This window comes from Variovorax sp. OV700, from assembly GCF_900099805.1.
GTDB lineage: Bacteria > Pseudomonadota > Gammaproteobacteria > Burkholderiales > Burkholderiaceae_C > Variovorax.
Genome location: NZ_FNDR01000005.1, coordinates 475,653 through 494,029, shown reverse-complemented (window position 1 = coordinate 494,029; position 18,377 = coordinate 475,653). Strand labels below are relative to the sequence as shown.

Below are 18,377 nucleotides of genomic sequence, written 5' to 3'. Positions count from 1 at the left end.
TGTCGGTGTAGATCGGCGCTCAACAGCTGCCGATCACGTAGTAGTTCGGGCCGGTCTGCTTCAGCGTGGTGGTGACGTAGATGTTCCACAGCCCCATCGATTGCCCGGAGCCGTAGGCATAAGTGAGGCCCCACAGCGCATAGGCGCGCCCGGCCACGGTGTGCGCGTAGTTGCTGGCGGTGTAGCAGGTGCCACCTCCACTGCTTCCGGCAAGCGTGGTGCCCGTGGCCGCGGCCGACATCGCGCCCTGCGCGTTGCTGGCGTCCAATGCCGCCACGGTCCAGCTGTAGGTGGTCGACGCGGCCAGTCCGCTGTCGGTGTAGTTGGTGCCGGCCACCGGCGCGGCGTTGACCTGGCTGCCGCCGCGATAGACGTTGTAGCCGCCGGCGCCGGAGACGCCGTTCCATCCGATCACCATGCTGCTGCTGGTTGCGCCGGATGTGCCCACGCCGGTGGGTGCCGGCAGTGCCGAGCCGCCGCCGGAGCCGGTCACGCGATCGACCATGGCCTTGAGCGCCGCCATCTGCGGGCCCGACTTCTTCGCATAGTTCGCGTTGTCGTAGCCCCACCAGTCCCAGCAGCTGTTGGTGGCCGCCGTGCTGGTCTGCGGATAGATCAGCACGATGTTGTTGGTGTCGGCCCAGCGGTTGTAGCCGGTCTTGCGCACGTACTGGTCGCTCACGTCGGTGTAGTTCTGCTTGCAGCCGTGCAACACCAGATGCACGCGGCAAGATGCCGTGGTGCAGGCCTGCGGCACGTAGATCCAGCCGGTGGCTGCCACCCCGTGGCCGGTGATGAACTCCGATTGGTTGAACTCCGTGAACGTGCCGCCCAGCGTGCCGTTGTTGCGAGGGTTCAAGGGCCCGTAGAGCTGCTGAAGAATTTCGCCCGCGAGGTCGAAGCCGCAGTTGTTGATATAGGGCGCAGCGGTGGTGCTGCAAGCGGCGCCGAAGTCGTCGGTGACCATCGCGTGGCCGGCCCCGATGTTGTTCTTGTAGACCGTGTTGGCCGCGGGCACGAAGCTCTGGTAGTAGGTCTTCAGGTCGTCCATCACCGCCTGCTTGACGGTGTTGTCCGAGGTGCCGGAAAACAGGTACAGCTTGGAGCCCGTCATGTTCGACACCGGATCGATAGCGCCGCTGGCGGCCCAGCTGTTGGTGGTGCTAACGAGCGTCGACACCGGAATGCTGGTGCTGTGCGCCATGCAGCGGCCGGTGGCATTGACCACCGAGCCCTCTGCGCAGTAGTACGGCCCGCCGGCCACTACGCCGGCACCGCGCTTGAAGGTGGCCGAATAGGCCACGTGCAATTGCACGGCCATGAAGCCGCCGGCCGAGAGGCCGGACACGCTCACCTCCGCTGGGTTTGCGCCGAGAGACGGCAGCGGCACCGCCGCCGTCGCCGTTCCGGCGTGCGCACCAACCGCCATCGCCGCAGCCGCGGCCAGTCCCTTCCAGTTCCATCGCATCGCTGCCATCGCTGTCTCCTTCTGTTGTAGGTGTATCGAACGCTTGCTTGATTGCTGACGAATGGGCCATTGGTTGCGCCGCCGCATCCGCTACAAAGGCGCAGGCTGGCGCTCCGCCCGGCGGCCATGCCGGGGCGAAAGGGATGCGGCCTCAGGACCGCGGTATCGGGGTGCCGATCAGCGCTTGTTCTTGATCGGGATGTCCATCTCTTCGGGCTTGATCTCGCGCACCAGCTCCGGCACGCCCCATGCAAAGGCGGGATCGTTCTTGATCTTGAAGTGGTACATCGACTGCATCGCCTGGTGGTCTTCCTTGCGGAAGGTCATCTTGCCCTTGGGCGTGTCGAAGCTCATGCCTTCCATGGCGCTGATGAGCTTGTTGGTGCTGGTGTCGCCGCCCGTCTTCTTGAGCGCGGTGACCACCGCCATCGCGGCCGAGAAACCGCCGGCTGTGAAGAAGTCCGGCGGCGTCTTGTATTCCTTGTAGTGCGCCGCGACGAGGGCTTCGTTCACGGGATTCTTCGGGATGCCGAAATAGTAGTACGCCGCCCCTTCCATGCCCGGCAGGTTCTTGTAGGCCGCCATGGCCGGCAGGATGTTGCCGCCCGTCGCGATCTCGATGTTGTAGCGCTTCAGGTCCAGGTCGACGATCTTGAACGGATTGCCCGCGCCAGCCCAGACGATCCAGATGATCTTGCGGCCCGGCTGGTCCTTGAGCTTGTCGATCAGGCGCTGCGCGCCGGCCGTGAAGTCGGTGGTGGCGGGTGGCAGGTATTCCTCGTGCACCAGCTTCGCCTTCTTGAGCGCGGCGCCGAAGGCCTTCACGCCGTCGCGGCCGAAGGCGTTGTCCTGCGCAAGCGTGGCCACGGTCACGCCGGCCTTGTCGATGGCCACCGCGTTGGAGATGGCGTCCTGGCTCGAATTGCGACCGGTGCGGAAGATGTATTTGTTCCACTTGTCCCCGGTGATCGAATCGGCAACCGCCGGCTCGACGATCAGAATCTTCTTGTACTCCTCGGCCACCGGCAGCATGGCCAGCGCCACGCCAGAAGCCGTGGGGCCCACCGCCAGCGCGGCCTTGTCGTCGGAATACGCGGCCGCCAGCAGCGACTTGCCAAGGTCGGGCTTGCCCTGGTCGTCCTTCTCGATGACCACCAGCTTCTTGCCGTTGACCGTCATCGTGCCGCCGGTGGCGTAATCCAGGCCCATCGTGAAGCCGGTCTGCGTCTGCTTGCCATAGGCCTCGAGCGGACCGGTCTTGCTGTAGATGTGCGCGATGCGGATTTCGTTGGACTGGGCCCAAGCAGGGGCTGCGGCGGCGCAGGTGGCAAGTGCGGCCAGGGCGACGAGGTGGCGACGGTTCATTCTTTGTCTCCTTAAATAGGTGACTGAATATTGCACAGTTCGTGCCACACGCCCAAACCATTGATAACAAAGGATTCTTCATTGGAGAAGAACCGATTTCGCCTGGTTTAGGAACACTCTCGATGCCTGATATTCAGGCATTTGTATTTTTGTCAGTCAGGGTTTTCGAGAAGATTCACTCGCAGATCGCCGCCACTGTTCAGCCAATTTTCGGACTACGAGCGACAGGAAACAGGACGACGGTACGGCACCCATATTTCTCCCAGATTCCTGCCTACATTGGCACTTGGCACCCCTGGCTACCTCTCCCTCCTCCCTCCGACGCGGGGGCTGCCCCTGACCCGCTTCGGCGGGTCTTTTTTTGGCTGCCGCCATTGCGCCGGCGGCCCCCCTCTCGCACCATCATTCGAGTGCTTCAGCGAACCGGATTCGTCATCCGTTCATACAGCGTCGCGCGTGAAATGCCGAGCAGCCGCGAGGTCGCGAGCTTGTTGCCGCCTGTGCTCGCGAGCGCAGCGGCAATGGCTTTCTGTTCCAGTTCCGCAACCTGTTGCGCCAGCGGCCGCAGCAGCGCCGCCTCTTCGTCGCCCGACGAGTGCAGGACATCGGGCGGCGCGATCTGATCCAGCCCCGCTTCGCGCAGGATGCGTTCGAGCTGCGCCGCATCGATGCGCTGCGAGTCGCTGCGCATGGTCACTTGCTCCAGCACGTTGCGCAGCTCGCGGATGTTGCCACGCCAGTGCTGGCCGGCCAAGAGCGCCAGCGCATCGGGCGTGAGTTCGGGCGGCGCCTCGCCGCTGCGCAGCGCCATGTCTTCGCCCAATGCCTCGACCAGCGCCGGAATGTCGCTGCGGCGCTCGCGCAGCGGCGGCACGCGCAGCGGCAGCACGTTGAGGCGGTAGTACAGGTCTTCGCGGAATTGGCCGCGGCGCACCAGCTCGGGCAGGTCGCGCGACGTGGCGGCAATCACGCGCGCATCGAAGGGCACCAGCTTGTTGGAGCCGAGCGGTTCGATCTCGCCTTCCTGCAGCGCTCGCAGCAGCTTGGCCTGCAGGCCGAGCGGCATGTCGCCGATCTCGTCGAGAAAAAGACTGCCGCCGTCGGCCAGCTTGAATTTGCCTTCGCGGCCGCGGCGATCGGCGCCCGTGAAGGCTCCAGGCGCGAAACCGAAGAATTCGGCCTCCAGCAGCGTGTCGGGCACGGCCGCGATGTTGACGCTGACGAACTGCCCCTTGGCTCGCGCCGACGATGCGTGGATCGCATGCGCGAGCAGCTCCTTGCCGGTGCCCGTTTCGCCGAGCAGCAGCACCGGGCTCGTGGACTGTGCGGCGCGGCGCGCATGGCGCTTCACCTCCACCGCCGCGGGGCTGCTGCCGATGAAGCTGGCAAAGGTGTACTTGGAGCGGCGCTGCCCGTCGGCCGCGTGCTGGTACAGCGGGTTGTTGCGCTGGCTCGCCAGCTCGCGCCGTGCGTCGTCCAGGTCGCGCTGCAGCAGAGCGAACTTGCTGATGAGCGGCTGCAGCGTGGTTTCGGGCTGGTCGAACAGCACGATGCCGATGGCGCCGATGACCTCTCCCGCCCTGCCCTCGCGCCCATCGCTTTCGGCACGCAGCGGAATGCGGCTGACAACGAAAGTACCCGCCTTGTTGGTGAGCAGGTCGACGAGGATCGGCTCGCCGGTTTCGAGCACGCGCCGCATCTGCGTGTTGGGAATGACGTCCTCGACCATGTGGCCCATGAACTCATCTATCGACGAGAAGCCCAGCGCCGGCAGGAAGCGCCGGTAACCTTCGTTGACCCACACGATGCGCCCGCTGCGGTCGACCAGGAACATGCCTTGGCTGATGCTAGAGAACAGATGGAACATCGATCGCGCCGCCAGCGCGAGGATGCCGTCGGCATCCAGAGGCAGAGTTGGCAAAGCGGGCGGTGCGGAAACGGGCGGAACAGCAGACATGGGCGGATCGTAGCGCGCATCAATCGCCTGCCAATCGAGCATCAATGCGCCTTTGCAAAATGCCCAAAATGCGCATTGGCCGGACAGTCAGAAGAAAGCCCTCATGCTGGCATAAGTAAATCAATCGTTTGATTGCCCACAATGGTCTAATCGCCGGCATGAGCGCTCCTGCCCTGCAAGCCATTTCCGCCCGCGCGCCGCGCAGCGACGGCGTCGAAGCGCGCCAGCGCCTTCTCTACGCCGCCCTGGCCCTCTTTGCGGCCAACGGCTACGCCAAGACCTCGACCCGCGAGATCGCGCGCGCGGCGGACGTCAACATCTCGGCCATCAGCTACTACTTCGGCGACAAGGCCGGTTTGTATGCCGCCACCTTCGGCGAACCGATGGGCGGCAATGCCGGAGATTTCGTTTCGCTGTACGACGCGCCCGATCTGCCGATGGAAGAAGCACTGCGCATCTTCTTCACCCGCATGGTCGAGCCGCTCAAGCAGGGCGAGATCGTTCGGCAATGCATCCAGCTGCACATGCGTGAGATGCTCGAGCCCACCAGCCAGTGGGCCAAGGAATTCGAGCGCGACATCAAGGCGCCACACATTGCGATTGCCGGCGTGCTGTGCCGCCGCCTGGGTCTTGCGCGGCCCGACGACGACGTGCACCGCCTGACCTTCGCCATCACCGGGCTCGCGGTGCAGCTTTTCGTGAGCCAGGATCTGGTCGACGCCATACGCCCTTCACTGCTGAACACTCCGAAAAATGTGGACGCATGGGCGCAACGCCTCACGGGCTATGCCGTTGCGCTGGTCGAGGCGGAAGTCCTGCGCCGCAAAGCGATTGCCAAGCCCACGGCCGTACCTGCTGCCCGTTCCGGGAGAAAGAAGACATGAGACGACTTCGATGGATTGCCGCCGTGTGCCTGCCGCTCGGTGTGGGCCTGGCCGGCTGCGGCCTGACGCGCCCGCCGGCCACGGTGGAGGCGCCGTTCCCCGCGCAGTGGCATGCGCCGCTGCCCCACGGCGGCTCGGTGGCTTCGCTGGCCGACTGGTGGCGCCAGCTCGACGACCCGCTGCTGGTCGAACTGATTGCTGCGGCCGAAACCGCAAGCCCCAACCTCGCGAGCGCCGCTGCGCGCGTGGCCGAGGCGCGCTCCACGCGCGTGCAGGCCGGCGCGGCGCTGCTGCCCAACCTGGATGGCACGCTGTCGGCCAGCCGCGGTGTCTCGGGCTCTTCCTTCGGCTCAGGCGGCACGACGGCCTCCTCGTCCACCAGCGCCAGCGCGGCCATCGCGCCGGTGACCACGCTGCAGGCCGGCTTGCAATCCAGATGGGAGATCGACCTGTTCGGCCGCCTGCGCTCCGACCGCGATTCGGCCGAGCAGAAGCTCAGCAGCGCCACCGCCAAATGGCATGACGCGCGCGTGGCCGTCGCGGCCGAAACGGCCAATGCGTACTTCGCTGAACGCGCCTGCCAGCAGCAGCTGCGCGTGGCCGAATCGGATGCGAAATCGCGCGGCGAAACCGCGCGCCTCACGGACCTGTCGGCGCGCGCCGGTTTCACTGCCCCGGCCGACGCCGCGCTGGCGCGCGCCAGCGCCTCGGACGCCTCGGGCCGCCTCACGCAGCAGCGCGCCCAGTGCGCGGTGCAGCGCAAGGCGCTGGTGGCGCTCAGCGGCATCGACGAGCCCACGCTCGAACAGAAGCTGGCCGCCTCCCCCGCGCAGCGTGCGCTGCCGGTGGTGGGCAGCATCGCCAGCGTGCCGGCCGAAGCCATCTCGCAGCGGCCCGACGTGTATGCGACCGAACTCGGCGTGGCATCGGCCAGCGCGGACGTGGGCTCCGCCGAAGCCGAGCGCTATCCCAAGCTCAGCATCTCGGGCTCCATCGGCCGCATGCAGATCCGCACCAGCGGCTTTCGGGCGTCGCTCGACACCTGGTCGATTGGCCCGGTGTCGCTCACCGTCCCGCTGCTCGACGGCGGCGCACGCGCGGCCAACAGCGATGCGGCCAAGGCGCGCTACACCGAAGCCGTGTCGCTCTACCGCGCGAACGTGCGACAAGCGGTGCGCGAGGTCGAAGAAGCACTGGTCAATCTCGACGCCACCGATGCGCGCGCCACCGACGCCGATTCCGCTGTGAAGAACTATCAGGCTTCCTTCGACGCCACACAGGCCCGCTACCAGAGCGGATTGGCCAGCCTGTTCGAACTCGAGGATTCGCGCCGCACCCTCTTTGCCGCGCAAACCGCGCGCGTCTCGCTGCAGCGCGAACGGGCCCAAGCCTGGGTTGCGCTCTACCGCTCGATGGGCGGTGGCTGGGCCCGCCCCGGATCGCCCTCGATGACTTCCAACCCGGCCGCCAAGGTCGCGACGTCGCCATGAAAAGTATCAAACGCTCCACCCTCGCCATCGCGCTGCTGGCGCTCGTCATCGTCGTTGCGGCGGTCGTGTGGCTGACACGCAAGCCAGCGAGCGAGCCCGGCACCCCGGCGGCGGTCGCCAAGGACAAGGCGGGTGCCCCGGCTGCTCGGCCGACGTTGACGGTCACGGTCGCCAAGCCCGAACTCACCGAGCTCACGCAGACCCTTGCGGCCAACGGCAACGTGGCCGCCTGGCAGGAGGCCATCGTGGGCTCCGAGTCCACCGGGCTCCGGCTCGCTGAAGTGCGCGTGAACGTGGGCGACGTGGTCAAGAAGGGTCAGGTGCTCGCCGTCTTCTCGCCCGAGACCGTGCAAGCAGACATCGCGCAATCGCGTGCCTCGCTCGCCGAAGCCAGGGCCACCGCCGCCGACGCAGCCGGCAACGCGGCGCGCGCCCGCACGCTGCAGGCCACCGGCGCGCTGAGCCAGCAGCAGATCAACCAGTACCAGACCGCCGAGCAGACCGCCAAGGCACGCGTCGAGGCCGCCGAAGCCGTGCTTACCGCGCAGCAGGTTCGCGGGCGCAACACGCAGGTGCTGGCCCCCGACGACGGCGTGATCTCATCGCGCACCGCCACGGTCGGCAGCGTGGTGGCCTCCGGCACCGAGCTGTTCCGGCTAATCCGCCAAGGCCGACTCGAATGGCGCGCCGAGGTCACCTCGGCCGAGCTCAGCCGCATCGCGGTGGGCACCACGGCCTTCGTGGTCAGCGCCAGCGGCGCGCAGGTGCGCGGCAAGGTGCGCAGCATCGCGCCCACGGTCGATCCGCAAACGCGCGCGGCGCTGGTCTACGTCGACCTGCCGAACGTGCAGCAGAACACCGGCATCAAGGCCGGCATGTTCGCGCGCGGCGACTTCGAGCTCGGCCGCAGCTCGGCGCCCACCGTGCCGCAGACCTCCATCGTTCCGCGCGACGGCTTCAACAACGTCTTCATGCTGCTGCCCGACAACCGCGTGGCGCAGCTCAAGGTGCAGACCGGCCGCCGCGTCGGTGAGCGCGTCGAGATCACCAGCGCGCTGCCCGAAGGCGCGCAGATCGTGGTGCAAGGGGCCGGCTTCCTGAATGACGGCGACCTGGTGCGCGTGGTGGCGGCGCCCGCGCCGGCAACCGCAGGTGCCCAGCCCGCTGCATCGGCCGCCTCGGCCGCCGCGGGCAGGCAGGGCGCGAACGAAACGAAGGTACGTCCATGAATGTTTCCGCATGGTCCATCCGCAACCCGATTCCGGCGGTGATGCTGTTCGTGCTGCTCACCTTCGGTGGGCTGCTGTCGTTCAACGCGATGAAGGTGCAGAACTTTCCGGACATCGACCTGCCGACCGTGACGGTCTCGGCGGCGCTGCCCGGGGCCGCGCCTTCGCAGTTGGAGACCGACGTCGCGCGCAAGCTCGAGAACTCCATTGCCACGGTGCAGGGCCTGAAGCACATCACCACCAAGGTGCAGGACGGCGCCGCCACGCTGATCGTCGAGTTCCGGCTCGAGAAGCCGGTGCAGGAGGCCGTGGACGACGTGCGGTCCGCGGTGCAGCGCGTGCGCGCCGACCTGCCGGCCGACGTGCGCGACCCGGTGGTCACCAAACTCGACTTCGCGGCCCAGCCGGTGCTGGCTTTCACCATCGCCTCGGCGCGCATGGACATCGAGGCGCTGAGCTGGTACGTGGACAACGACATCACCAAGAAACTGCTCGCGCTTCCGGGCGTGGGTGCGGTGAACCGCGTGGGTGGCGTCACGCGCCAGGTGCATGTCGACCTCGATCCGGCCAAGCTGCAGGCGCTGGGCGCCTCGGCGGCCGACATCTCGCGCCAGCTGCGCCAGGTGCAGACCGAAAGCGCCGGTGGCCGCATCGACCTGGGCGGCAGCGAGCAGCCGGTGCGCACCATGGCCACCGTGCAGTCGGCCGACCAGCTCGCCGACATGCAGATTGCGCTCTCCGATGGCCGACGCGTGCGGCTCGACCAGGTGGCGCGAATCAGCGACACCATCGCCGAACCGCGCGCCGCCGCGCTGCTCAACGGAAAACCGGTGGTCGGCTTCGAAGTGGCCCGCAGCCGCGGCGCCAGCGAAGTGGAGGTGGGCCGCGCCATTCAAAAAGCGCTGGCCGACCTGCGCGTGCAGCGCCCCGACATCGAGTTGACGGAAGCCTTCAACTTCGTCGACCCGGTGGAAGAGGAGTACGACGGCTCGCTGCACCTCTTGTATGAAGGCGCCATCCTGGCGGTGATCGTGGTGTGGCTGTTCCTGCGCGACTGGCGCGCCACTTTCGTCTCGGCGGTGGCACTGCCCATGTCCGTGATCCCGGCCTTCATCGGCATGCACCTGCTGGGCTTCTCGGTCAACGTGATCTCGCTGCTCGCGCTCTCGCTGGTGGTCGGCATATTGGTGGACGACGCCATCGTGGAGGTGGAAAACATCGTGCGCCACCTGCGCATGGGCAAGTCGCCTTACGAGGCGGCCATGGAGGCGGCCGACGAAATCGGCCTGGCGGTGATCGCCACCACATTCACGCTGATCGCGGTGTTCCTGCCCACGGCCTTCATGAGCGGCGTGGCCGGCAAGTTCTTCAAGCAGTTCGGCTGGACGGCCTCGCTGGCGGTGTTCGCGTCGCTGGTGGTGGCGCGGGTGCTCACGCCCATGATGGCGGCCTACATCCTGAAGCCGGTCGTCGGCGCCGAAAAGGAGCCGCGCTGGCTCACCGCCTACATGCGCGCCGTCGAATGGAGCACGCACCATCGCTTCAAGACGATGGTGCTCGCCACCCTCTTCTTCTTCGGTTCGCTGGCGATGATCCCGCTGCTGAAGACCGGCTTCATTCCGCCGGACGACAACTCGCAGACGCAGATCTACCTCTCGCTCGCACCCGGCTCCACGCTCGCCCAGACCACTGCGGCCGCGGAAGAAACGCGGCGCCGCGTGATGCAGATCAAGCACGTGAAAAGCGTCTACACCACCGTGGCGGGCGGCAGCGCGGGCGGCGATCCCTTCGCCAATTTCGGAACACCCGAAACGCGCAAGGCCACGCTGACCATCAAGCTGGACGAGCGCGGCGACCGCCCGCGCAAACAGGTGATCGAAAACCAGATTCGCACGGCGCTTGAAACCCTGCCCGGCGTGCGCAGCACCGTGGGCCTCGGCGGTTCGGGCGAAAAATACATCCTCGCGCTCACCGGTGAAGACCCGGCGGCGCTGGCCAGTGCGGCCAGCGCGGTCGAGAAAGACCTGCGCACGGTTCCCGGCCTCGGCAACATCACCTCGACCGCGAGCCTGGTGCGCCCCGAGATCGCTGTGCGCCCCGACTTCGCACGCGCCGCCGACCTGGGCGTGACCAGTTCAGCCATCGCCGAGACGCTGCGCGTGGCCACGCTCGGCGACTACGACCAGGCGCTGGCCAAGCTCAACCTTGCGCAGCGGCAGGTGCCCATCGTGGTGAAGCTAGAAGACTCGGCACGGCAGAATCTCGACCTGCTCGGCCGCCTTTCGGTACCCGGCGCGCGCGGACCGGTGATGCTGAGCCAGGTGGCTTCATTGACGATGGAAGGCGGCCCGGCCGTCATTGATCGCTATGACCGCTCGCGCAACGTCAACTTCGAGATCGAGCTTTCGGGCGTCGGGCTCGGCGATGCCAAGACCGCAGTGACGGCGCTGCCCTCGATCCAGAAACTGCCGCCCGGCGTGCGCGTGACCGAGGTGGGCGACGCGGAAGTGATGACCGAGCTGTTCGCGAGCTTCGGCCTTGCGATGCTCACGGGCGTGCTGTGCATCTACATCGTGCTGGTGCTGCTGTTCAAGGACTTCCTGCATCCGGTGACGATTCTTTGCGCACTGCCCCTGGCGCTCGGCGGTGCCTTCGTGGGCCTGCTCATCGGCCAGAAGGCGCTTTCGATGCCGTCGCTGATCGGGTTGATCATGCTGATGGGCGTTGCCACCAAGAACTCGATCCTGCTGGTGGAGTACGCCATCGTGGCGCGCCGCGACCACGGCATGACCCGCTGGGAGGCCCTGCGCGATGCCTGCCACAAGCGCGCCCGGCCCATCATCATGACCACCCTGGCGATGGGTGCGGGCATGCTGCCGATTGCCGTGGGCCTTGGCGCGGCCGATTCGAGCTTCCGGTCGCCGATGGCGATGGCGGTGATCGGTGGGCTGATCACGTCGACCGTGCTAAGTCTGCTGGTGGTGCCGGCTGTGTTCACTTATGTGGACGACATCGAGCATTGGATTCGGCGGACTGTGCGGAAGGTTCGGGGGCAGCCGGCTGATCCGCATATTGATGATGACCTGGTGGAGCGGACGGCTGGTTGACGCTTTTTTAACGCTGCGTGTCGTTTGCTTCCCGAGGCCGGGTGTCGCCCCGGCCTCGGGAAGCAAGCGCCGCGCAGCGGTATTAGAAGCAACTGTCCTTCCCGCCCTCAAACGAGGGCAGGAAGAGTCAAACCGCCAACCGAGCCAACTTCCGCTCACTCATGCGCTTAGCCACACGCGGCAACACCAGCACAGCCACAATGATGACCACCAGCGTGATCGACATAGGCCGCTGGAAGAACACCACAGCACTGCCCTCACCGATCGACATGGCGTTGCGCAACTGCGCTTCAGCGAGCGGCCCCAGAATCATGCCCACCACCACAGGAGCGGTCGGAAAGTCGAAGCGCCGCATCACCACGCCGAGCAGGCCGATCCCGTACAGCAGGAACAGGTCGAACGCGCTCTGGCGCATGCCGTAGGCACCCACCGTCGCGAAGATCAAGATGCCCGCATAGAGCTGCGGCTTCGGAATCTTCAGCAGCTTGACCCACAGGCCGACCATCGGCAGGTTCAGCACCAGCAGCATCACGTTGCCGATGTAGAGCGACGCGATCAGTGCCCACACCAGGGCAGCCGAGGTGGTGAACAACTGCGGTCCCGGCTGGATACCGTAGTTCTGGAACGCGCCGAGCAGGATGGCGGTGGTGTTCGACGTCGGAATGCCCAGCGTGAGCAGCGGAATCAGCGCGGCGGTCACCGTGGCGTTGTTGGCGGCTTCGGGGCCGGCCACGCCTTCGATGGCGCCAGCGGTACCGAACTCGGCCTTGTCTTCCGGGTTCTTGGCCAGTTTCTTTTCCATCGCGTAGCTCAGGAAAGTCGGGATCTCGGTGCCGCCGGCGGGAATGCAGCCGAACGGCGTGCCGATGGCGGTGCCGCGCAACCATGCCGGGATCGAGCGTTTCCAGTCGCGCTTGGTCATGTGGACGCGGCTCAGCCTGTTCTGGCCTTCGACCACCTTGCCCTCGTAGAGCACGGCGTACAGCACTTCGGCCACCGCAAACAGGCCCACGGCCACCAGCACGATCTCGATGCCGTCGAGCAGTTCTGGCACGCCGCCGGTGTACCGGCCCTGGCCCGAGATCTGGTCGAGGCCGACGCAGCCGGCCGCCAGGCCGATGAACAGCGCCGTCATGCCGCGCAACGTGCTCTTGCCCAGCACCGCGCTCACCGTGGTGAAGGCCAGCAGCATCAGCAGGAAATACTCGGGCGGCCCGAGCTTCACGGCGAACTCGGCCACGAAGGGTGCGAACAGCGTGACGATGACCGTGGCGATGGTGCCGGCCACGAAGGAGCCGATGGCGGCGGTCGCGAGCGCAGCGCCCGCCCGTCCGCTCTTGGCCATCTTGTTGCCTTCCATGGCCGTGACCATGCTGGCCGTCTCACCCGGCGTGTTGAGCAGGATCGACGTGGTCGAACCGCCGTACATGGCGCCGTAGTAGATGCCCGAGAAGAAGATCATCGAGGCCGTGATCTCGACCTTGCCCGTGATCGGCAGCAGCATGGCAACCGCCACAGCGGGCCCGATGCCCGGCAGCACGCCAACGGCCGTGCCGAGGGCACAGCCCACCAGGCACCAGAGCAGATTGACAGGGGTGATCGCCGCGGCGAAACCCGTCATGAGTGCGTTGAAGATTTCCATGTCAGATCCAACCGGTGGTGGTGAGGCCCGGCAGGTTGATGGCCAGGAACTTGGTGAACATCCAGAACACGGGTGCGGCAATGAGCGCGCCGGTCAGCAAATCGATGGCCCAGGTTCGCGGCAGATTGGCCGAAGGCTGTCCGCTGGCGCGGCGCAAGCCCTGCACCGCCATCACGTAGCACAGCGTACAGCTCAGGATGAAGCCGAGTTGGGTGATGAGCGCCGCATTGAGCAGCAGGCCTGCCGACACCCAGACGAAACCCGGCCAATAGGCCTGCTCGGCGCCCGTGGGTGCATCGAGCTCACGAAAGCCGCCGCTGCGTGCTTCCCACAGGATCCAGCCGCCGCACAGCGTGAGCACGCCCGACACCAGCCAGGGCAGGAAGTTAGGGCCGACGCCGCCATAGCCGGCTTCGGAAGGAATGCCGATGGCGCCGAAAGCCAGCGCCAGGCCGGTCAGCAGCACGCCGACGCCGACCAGGGTTTGCGGCCAGATGGCCGCGGGTTGCGGTGAGACCGAGGATTCTGGAGTTGTCATTTTTTGCTCCCACAGTCAGGGAAAGGAATGGGACCCATTGAAAGGTCACACTAGCGAAAGAGCCCCCATCCCCTTCCAGAAACACCGCGGAACGGGCTTTGCCGGGCCGCTGGTGTTGCCCCCCCGGTAGGGGGTTGGCGTAGCGACACGAAGTGCGCGAAGACTGGGGGCGACCGAGGTTCAAATCATTCCGGACTTGGCCATGATGGCGCGCAGGCTGGCGAAGTCGTCGTCGACGAACTTGGCAAAAGCCTCGCCCGAAAGCACGGCCGGCGTCCAGTCGTTCTTCTTGAGCGATTCGGCCCACGACGGGCTCTTGAGGGCAGCCAGCACCATGTCGGTCAGCGCCTTGCGCTGCTCGGCGGTGATGCCGGGGGCGCCGTAGACGCCGCGCCAGTTGCCGATCTCGACATCGATGCCCTGCTCCTTGAGCGTGGGCACGTTGATGCCCGGCAGGCGCTGGGCGGACGTGACGGCGACGGCTTTCATCTTGCCGGCGGCGATGTACTCGGCGAACTCGCTGTAGCCGCTGCCGCCGATGGTGACGTTGCCGCCCAGAATGGCCGCCGTGGCCTCGCCGCCGCCCCGGAAGGCCACGTAGTTGATCTTGGACGGATCGGCGCCGGACTTCTGCGCGATCATGGCCGCGGCAATGTGCTCGGTGGAGCCGCGCGAACCGCCGCCCCACTTGACGCTGCCGGGATCTTTCTTGAGCTGATCGACCACGTCCTTCATGGTCTTGAACGGCGAATTGGCCGGCAGCACGAAGACGTTGTATTCGGTGGTCATGCGCGCAATGGGCGTGGCCTGCGAAAGATTGACCGGCGGCTTGCCGGTGATGATGCCGCCGAGCATGACGGAGCCCATCACCATGAGCGCATTCGGATCGCCCTTGGAGCCGTTCACGAACTGGGCCAGGCCCAGTGCGCCGGCGGCGCCGCCCTTGTTGTCATAGGTGACCGTGTCCGCCTGCTTGGCTTCGGTCAATGCCTTGCCCAGCGCGCGGCCCGTGGTGTCCCAGCCACCGCCCGGGTTGGCTGGAATCATCATCTTGACGTTGGCTGCGGCGCGCGCCGACAACGGCAGCGCTCCGGCGGCGGCCAGCGCGGCCAATGACTTCAAAAAGGTGTCGCGACGCATCGATGTCTCCTGGTAACTAAAGAAAACCTGACTTGGACCTGAGCCGCTATCATGCGCCGCCCCGCTGTCAGTTGGCTGTCCACCGGACTGGGGAAAACACCGAAGTACCATTGCCCCCTCCACGTCCATGAAGCTGCTGCTGGTTGAAGACGATCCCTCGATGCAGGTCACCCTGCAGCGCGCCCTCGCCCGCAGCAAGATCGACGTGCGCATCTGCGGCGATGGCGCCCTGGCCGTCGAGCAATGGCGCGCCCTGGAGCCGGACGTGGTGGCGCTCGACCTGAGCCTGCCGAACCTGGACGGCCTCCAGGTGCTGGCCGAGGCGCGCGCCGCGGGACTGCGCACGCCCGTGCTGCTGCTGACCGCCCGCGGCACGGTGGGCGACCGCATCATGGGCCTGAATGCCGGTGCCGACGACTACCTGCCCAAGCCCTTCGACCTCGATGAGCTCGAAGCGCGCATCCGCGCCCTGCGACGGCGCCACCAGAACGCCGGCGCCGACGTAATCCTCAATCCACAGGAGGTCGGCGGCCTGCGTTTCGAGCCCGAAAGCGGCGCCATCTACCACCGCGGCGGCATCCTGGAACTCACGCCGCGCGAACTGGCGCTGCTCAAGGCGCTGATGATGAAGCCGGGCCATGCGGTCAGCAAGGAACGGCTTTTCGAGCTCGTGTTTCCGGGCGAGACCGACGTGCAATACGAGGCTGTCGAGGTGGTGGTGTATCGCCTTCGCAAGAAGCTCGTGGGCACCGGTGCCGCGCTGATGACGCTGCGCGGACTGGGCTATCTCTTGCGCGCGGAGCCATGAAGGCGGCCTTGTCGCTGCGCGCGAGGCTGCTGTTCGGCATTCTCGCGCCGGTGGCCATTTTCATCGTGATCAACAGCGTGAGCCTGTACCGGCAGAGCCTGGCCGCAGCCACCACCGCCTACGACCGCACGCTGCTCGCGTCGGCCAAGACCATCGGCGAGCAGCTCGACGTCGAAGGCTACGACGACGGGGCGCGGCTGCGCGCCATCGTGCCCTACTCCGCGCTGGAAGCCTTCGAGGCGGACAACCGCAGCCGGCTTTTCTATCGGGTTTCGGCGCTCGATGGCGAGATGGTTTCGGGCTTTGCCGAACTGCCGTTCTGGCGTGGCCGCATCCCCGATCGCGGAGCCTATTCGGCGCTGGTCGATTTCTACGATGCGCGCTTTCGCGACCAGCCCGTTCGGATGGCGGTGCTGCTGCAACCCGTGTCCAGCGGCCGCGGCCGCGGCATGGCCGTGGTGCAGGTGGCCGAAACCCTCGAGCTGCGCGAAACGCTGGTGCGCAAGCTGCTCGTCGACATGCTGTGGCGGCAGCTGCTGCTGATGGGCGTCATCGCGCTGGTCACGGTGCTGGTGGTGCAGCGCGCCACGCGGCCGGTGCGGGAGCTCGGCGAAGCCATCGAGAAGCGTGCGGCCGACGACCTGTCGCCCATCGATGCGCCCGATGCCCCGCGTGAACTACGGCCGCTGGTCGACGCCACCACCGAGGTCATGGGCCGGCTGCAGCGCCTGCTCGACCACCAGAAGCGCTTCGTGCGCGACAGTGCCCATCAGTTGCGCACGCCGCTGGCCGTCCTGAAGGCGCAGGTGCAGTCGGCAAGGCGCGGCGATGTGGCGCCCGAACAGGCGCTCCGCGAAATCAGCCAGACGGTGGAGCGTGCCACCACGCTCGCCAACCAGATGCTGTCGCTCGCCAAGGTCGAGCAGCTGCGGCAGCAGCCGGAATCGGTTCCGCTGGAACTCGGCGAGGTGGTGCGGCAGATTGCGCTGGACCTCTCACCACTGATCGCAGACAAGTCGCTCGATTTCGAGCTGGACATCGACCACCCCGTGACGGTGCGCGCGCACCAGTGGATGCTGCAGGAGCTCACGCGCAACCTGCTGCACAACGCCATCAAGCAGAGCCCGCGGGGCGGCGCGCTCTCCGTCATGGTGCGCTCCGACGAGAACGAAGCCGTTCTGACGGTGCGCGACGAGGGCCCTGGCATTTCGGCCGAACTGCGCCAGCGCCTGTTCGCGCCCTTCGCCGCCGGCGACACGGCCAGCGGCTCCGGGCTGGGCCTTGCAATCTGCCGCGAGATCGTGCTCGCCCTGGGCGGACGGATCAGCCTGGACAACCGCAGCGTGCAGGAAAATTCCGCACAGGTGGTCGGGCTCGACGCTGTCGTGCGGCTCCCGGTCTACCGCCACAATTCTTGAATATGGATCGCTTGCGCATCGACAAATGGCTCTGGGCCGCCCGCTTCTTCAAGACGCGATCCCTGGCTGCGGATGAAATCGGCAAAAACCGGATACAGGTCAACGGCGACATCGCCAAGGCGTCCCGGGAGGTCAAGGCGGGGGACACCGTGGCCATACGCCTGGGCGCCGTGACGCGCACGGTCAGGGTGCGCGGCTTGAGCGGCCAGCGCGGGCCGGCGCCCGTAGCGCAGCAGCTTTATGAAGAAACGCCGGAGAGCATTGCGGCGCAGGCCGAGATGCGCGAGCAACGCCGCATGGGCAGCGAACCGGCACTGGCCATCGTGCAGGGCCGGCCGACCAAGCGCGACCGACGCGAGCTCGACGGTGCGGCACGGCATGCCGATTGGGACAACCGCTGGAGCGCGTCCATCGATCCCGACGACACCGATCGCTGATCGCCCGCGGCCGATCGCGTACGCTGCGTGTCTTTGCACGGAGCCCGGGTTCATGGCCAACCTCAAGAAATACCGCGTCGATGGCAACACGTTCAAACTCTCGCAGGTAAGCCCCGGCGAAACACCCTTTCTGGAGGGAAACACAGCCGCGCAGGTCGCAGAGATCGACGCCCTCGCGGTCGAACTCGACGAAATGCAGGACCTGTTGCATGCCGAGGGCCGCCGCAAGGTCTTGCTGGTGCTGCAAGGCATGGACACCAGCGGCAAGGACGGCACCGTGCGCTGGGTTTTTTCGCGCACTTCTCCGCTGGGTGTCCGGGTCACGGCCTTCAAGGCGCCGAGCGACGACGAACGCGCACACGACTATCTCTGGCGCTGCCATGCGGTCGTGCCTCGCGCGGGCGAAATCGCGGTGTGGAACCGCAGCCACTACGAAGACGTGCTGGTGCCCGTGGTCGAGGGCTGGATCGACAAGGCCGAGGCCAGGCGGCGCTATGCGCAGATCAATGATTTCGAGCGTCTGCTGGTCGAGACCGGCACGGCCGTCGTCAAGTGCATGCTTCACATCGACAAGGACGAGCAGCGCGAACGTCTGCAGGCCCGCATCGACACGCCCGGCAAGCAATGGAAGTTCAGCATGGGCGACCTCGAGGTGCGCACCAAGTGGAACGTCTACCAGGAGGCCTACGACAAGGCTCTGCGCGCAACCTCGACCGAGCACGCGCCGTGGTACGTGATACCCGCCAACCACAAGCGGCATCGCAATCTCATGATTGCCCGGCTGCTGATGAAGACGCTGCGCGACATGAAGCTCAAGGCACCTCCCGCCGACCCTGCGCTCAAGGGCATGATCATCAAGTGATCAGGCGAGCGCCGGTTGCCCGCGCTCGCGGC

The 18,377-nt window shown here is 66.6% G+C and carries 14 protein-coding genes; 8 read left to right on the top strand and 6 right to left on the bottom strand.

The window, feature by feature from the left end; genetic code table 11:
* Positions 1-19: 19 nt before the first annotated feature.
* The 3 genes from BLR24_RS15015 to BLR24_RS15005 form a co-directional block, all read right to left on the bottom strand.
* Positions 20-1,477 (bottom strand): extracellular catalytic domain type 2 short-chain-length polyhydroxyalkanoate depolymerase, encoded by a 1,458-nt coding sequence (locus tag BLR24_RS15015; RefSeq protein WP_093018139.1) that lies wholly within the window; start codon positions 1,475-1,477, stop codon positions 20-22.
* 168 nt (positions 1,478-1,645) lie between these two features.
* A complete protein-coding gene (locus BLR24_RS15010) occupies positions 1,646-2,833 on the bottom strand; it encodes a substrate-binding domain-containing protein (RefSeq protein WP_093018137.1) in 1,188 nt (395 codons plus the stop codon).
* 415 nt (positions 2,834-3,248) lie between these two features.
* On the bottom strand, positions 3,249-4,790 hold the full coding sequence (locus tag BLR24_RS15005) for a sigma-54 interaction domain-containing protein (RefSeq protein ID WP_093018273.1): 1,542 nt from the start codon (positions 4,788-4,790) through the stop codon (positions 3,249-3,251).
* A gap of 158 nt (positions 4,791-4,948) precedes the next feature.
* Here BLR24_RS15005 and BLR24_RS15000 point away from each other — a divergent pair, with 158 nt between their 5' ends.
* The 4 genes from BLR24_RS15000 to BLR24_RS14985 are packed head-to-tail and all read left to right on the top strand — an operon-like array spanning position 4,949 to position 11,500.
* On the top strand, positions 4,949-5,674 hold the full coding sequence (locus BLR24_RS15000) for a CerR family C-terminal domain-containing protein (protein ID WP_093018135.1): 726 nt from the start codon (positions 4,949-4,951) through the stop codon (positions 5,672-5,674).
* Positions 5,671-7,164 carry an efflux transporter outer membrane subunit gene (locus BLR24_RS14995; RefSeq protein WP_093018133.1) on the top strand — a complete coding sequence of 498 codons (1,494 nt, stop codon included), beginning with the start codon at positions 5,671-5,673 and terminating at the stop codon, positions 7,162-7,164. Before BLR24_RS15000 ends, BLR24_RS14995 begins: the two co-directional genes overlap by 4 nt.
* On the top strand, positions 7,161-8,393 hold the full coding sequence (locus tag BLR24_RS14990; RefSeq protein ID WP_093018131.1) for an efflux RND transporter periplasmic adaptor subunit: 1,233 nt from the start codon (positions 7,161-7,163) through the stop codon (positions 8,391-8,393). The genes BLR24_RS14995 and BLR24_RS14990 overlap by 4 nt, the downstream gene beginning before the upstream one ends.
* Positions 8,390-11,500, top strand: coding sequence for an efflux RND transporter permease subunit (locus BLR24_RS14985; RefSeq protein ID WP_093018129.1), 3,111 nt, complete (start codon positions 8,390-8,392; stop codon positions 11,498-11,500). The genes BLR24_RS14990 and BLR24_RS14985 overlap by 4 nt, the downstream gene beginning before the upstream one ends.
* A 127-nt stretch (positions 11,501-11,627) precedes the next feature.
* Here BLR24_RS14985 and BLR24_RS14980 read toward each other — a convergent pair whose 3' ends face one another.
* The 3 genes from BLR24_RS14980 to BLR24_RS14970 all read right to left on the bottom strand — a co-directional run bounded on the left by BLR24_RS14980 (position 11,628) and on the right by BLR24_RS14970 (position 14,820).
* The gene (locus BLR24_RS14980) at positions 11,628-13,142 is read right to left on the bottom strand and encodes a tripartite tricarboxylate transporter permease (RefSeq protein WP_093018127.1); all 1,515 of its coding nucleotides are present in this window, start codon (positions 13,140-13,142) and stop codon (positions 11,628-11,630) included.
* A 1-nt stretch (position 13,143) separates the two neighbouring features.
* Positions 13,144-13,680 (bottom strand): tripartite tricarboxylate transporter TctB family protein, encoded by a 537-nt coding sequence (locus BLR24_RS14975; RefSeq protein ID WP_093018125.1) that lies wholly within the window; start codon positions 13,678-13,680, stop codon positions 13,144-13,146.
* Positions 13,681-13,860: 180 nt separating this feature from the next.
* Positions 13,861-14,820: a tripartite tricarboxylate transporter substrate binding protein gene (locus tag BLR24_RS14970; protein WP_093018123.1), complete on the bottom strand. Its 960-nt coding sequence runs from the start codon at positions 14,818-14,820 to the stop codon at positions 13,861-13,863.
* Positions 14,821-14,947: 127 nt separating this feature from the next.
* On the opposite strand from BLR24_RS14970, the gene BLR24_RS14965 reads away from it, so the two are divergent.
* From BLR24_RS14965 to BLR24_RS14950, 4 genes are read left to right on the top strand one after another with little or no spacing between them, the layout of a single operon-like run.
* On the top strand, positions 14,948-15,628 hold the full coding sequence (locus BLR24_RS14965; RefSeq protein ID WP_093018121.1) for a response regulator transcription factor: 681 nt from the start codon (positions 14,948-14,950) through the stop codon (positions 15,626-15,628).
* The gene (locus BLR24_RS14960) at positions 15,625-17,046 is read left to right on the top strand and encodes a sensor histidine kinase (protein WP_093018119.1); all 1,422 of its coding nucleotides are present in this window, start codon (positions 15,625-15,627) and stop codon (positions 17,044-17,046) included. Before BLR24_RS14965 ends, BLR24_RS14960 begins: the two co-directional genes overlap by 4 nt.
* A gap of 2 nt (positions 17,047-17,048) precedes the next feature.
* Positions 17,049-17,483 (top strand): RNA-binding S4 domain-containing protein, encoded by a 435-nt coding sequence (locus BLR24_RS14955; protein ID WP_093018117.1) that lies wholly within the window; start codon positions 17,049-17,051, stop codon positions 17,481-17,483.
* Positions 17,484-17,535: 52 nt separating this feature from the next.
* Positions 17,536-18,345 carry a PPK2 family polyphosphate kinase gene (locus tag BLR24_RS14950; protein ID WP_093018115.1) on the top strand — a complete coding sequence of 270 codons (810 nt, stop codon included), beginning with the start codon at positions 17,536-17,538 and terminating at the stop codon, positions 18,343-18,345.
* The last annotated feature ends 32 nt before the right edge of the window (positions 18,346-18,377 follow it).

Bases quoted from the DNA above. Each gene is read 5' to 3' on its own strand.
- BLR24_RS15015 (WP_093018139.1), bottom strand. From the start codon at position 1,477: ATGGCAGCGATGCGATGGAACTGGAAGGGACTGGCCGCGGCTGCGGCG.
- BLR24_RS15010 (WP_093018137.1), bottom strand. From the start codon at position 2,833: ATGAACCGTCGCCACCTCGTCGCCCTGGCCGCACTTGCCACCTGCGCC.
- BLR24_RS15005 (WP_093018273.1), bottom strand. From the start codon at position 4,790: ATGTCTGCTGTTCCGCCCGTTTCCGCACCGCCCGCTTTGCCAACTCTG.
- BLR24_RS15000 (WP_093018135.1), top strand. From the start codon at position 4,949: ATGAGCGCTCCTGCCCTGCAAGCCATTTCCGCCCGCGCGCCGCGCAGC.
- BLR24_RS14995 (WP_093018133.1), top strand. From the start codon at position 5,671: ATGAGACGACTTCGATGGATTGCCGCCGTGTGCCTGCCGCTCGGTGTG.
- BLR24_RS14990 (WP_093018131.1), top strand. From the start codon at position 7,161: ATGAAAAGTATCAAACGCTCCACCCTCGCCATCGCGCTGCTGGCGCTC.
- BLR24_RS14985 (WP_093018129.1), top strand. From the start codon at position 8,390: ATGAATGTTTCCGCATGGTCCATCCGCAACCCGATTCCGGCGGTGATG.
- BLR24_RS14980 (WP_093018127.1), bottom strand. From the start codon at position 13,142: ATGGAAATCTTCAACGCACTCATGACGGGTTTCGCCGCGGCGATCACC.
- BLR24_RS14975 (WP_093018125.1), bottom strand. From the start codon at position 13,680: ATGACAACTCCAGAATCCTCGGTCTCACCGCAACCCGCGGCCATCTGG.
- BLR24_RS14970 (WP_093018123.1), bottom strand. From the start codon at position 14,820: ATGCGTCGCGACACCTTTTTGAAGTCATTGGCCGCGCTGGCCGCCGCC.
- BLR24_RS14965 (WP_093018121.1), top strand. From the start codon at position 14,948: ATGAAGCTGCTGCTGGTTGAAGACGATCCCTCGATGCAGGTCACCCTG.
- BLR24_RS14960 (WP_093018119.1), top strand. From the start codon at position 15,625: ATGAAGGCGGCCTTGTCGCTGCGCGCGAGGCTGCTGTTCGGCATTCTC.
- BLR24_RS14955 (WP_093018117.1), top strand. From the start codon at position 17,049: ATGGATCGCTTGCGCATCGACAAATGGCTCTGGGCCGCCCGCTTCTTC.
- BLR24_RS14950 (WP_093018115.1), top strand. From the start codon at position 17,536: ATGGCCAACCTCAAGAAATACCGCGTCGATGGCAACACGTTCAAACTC.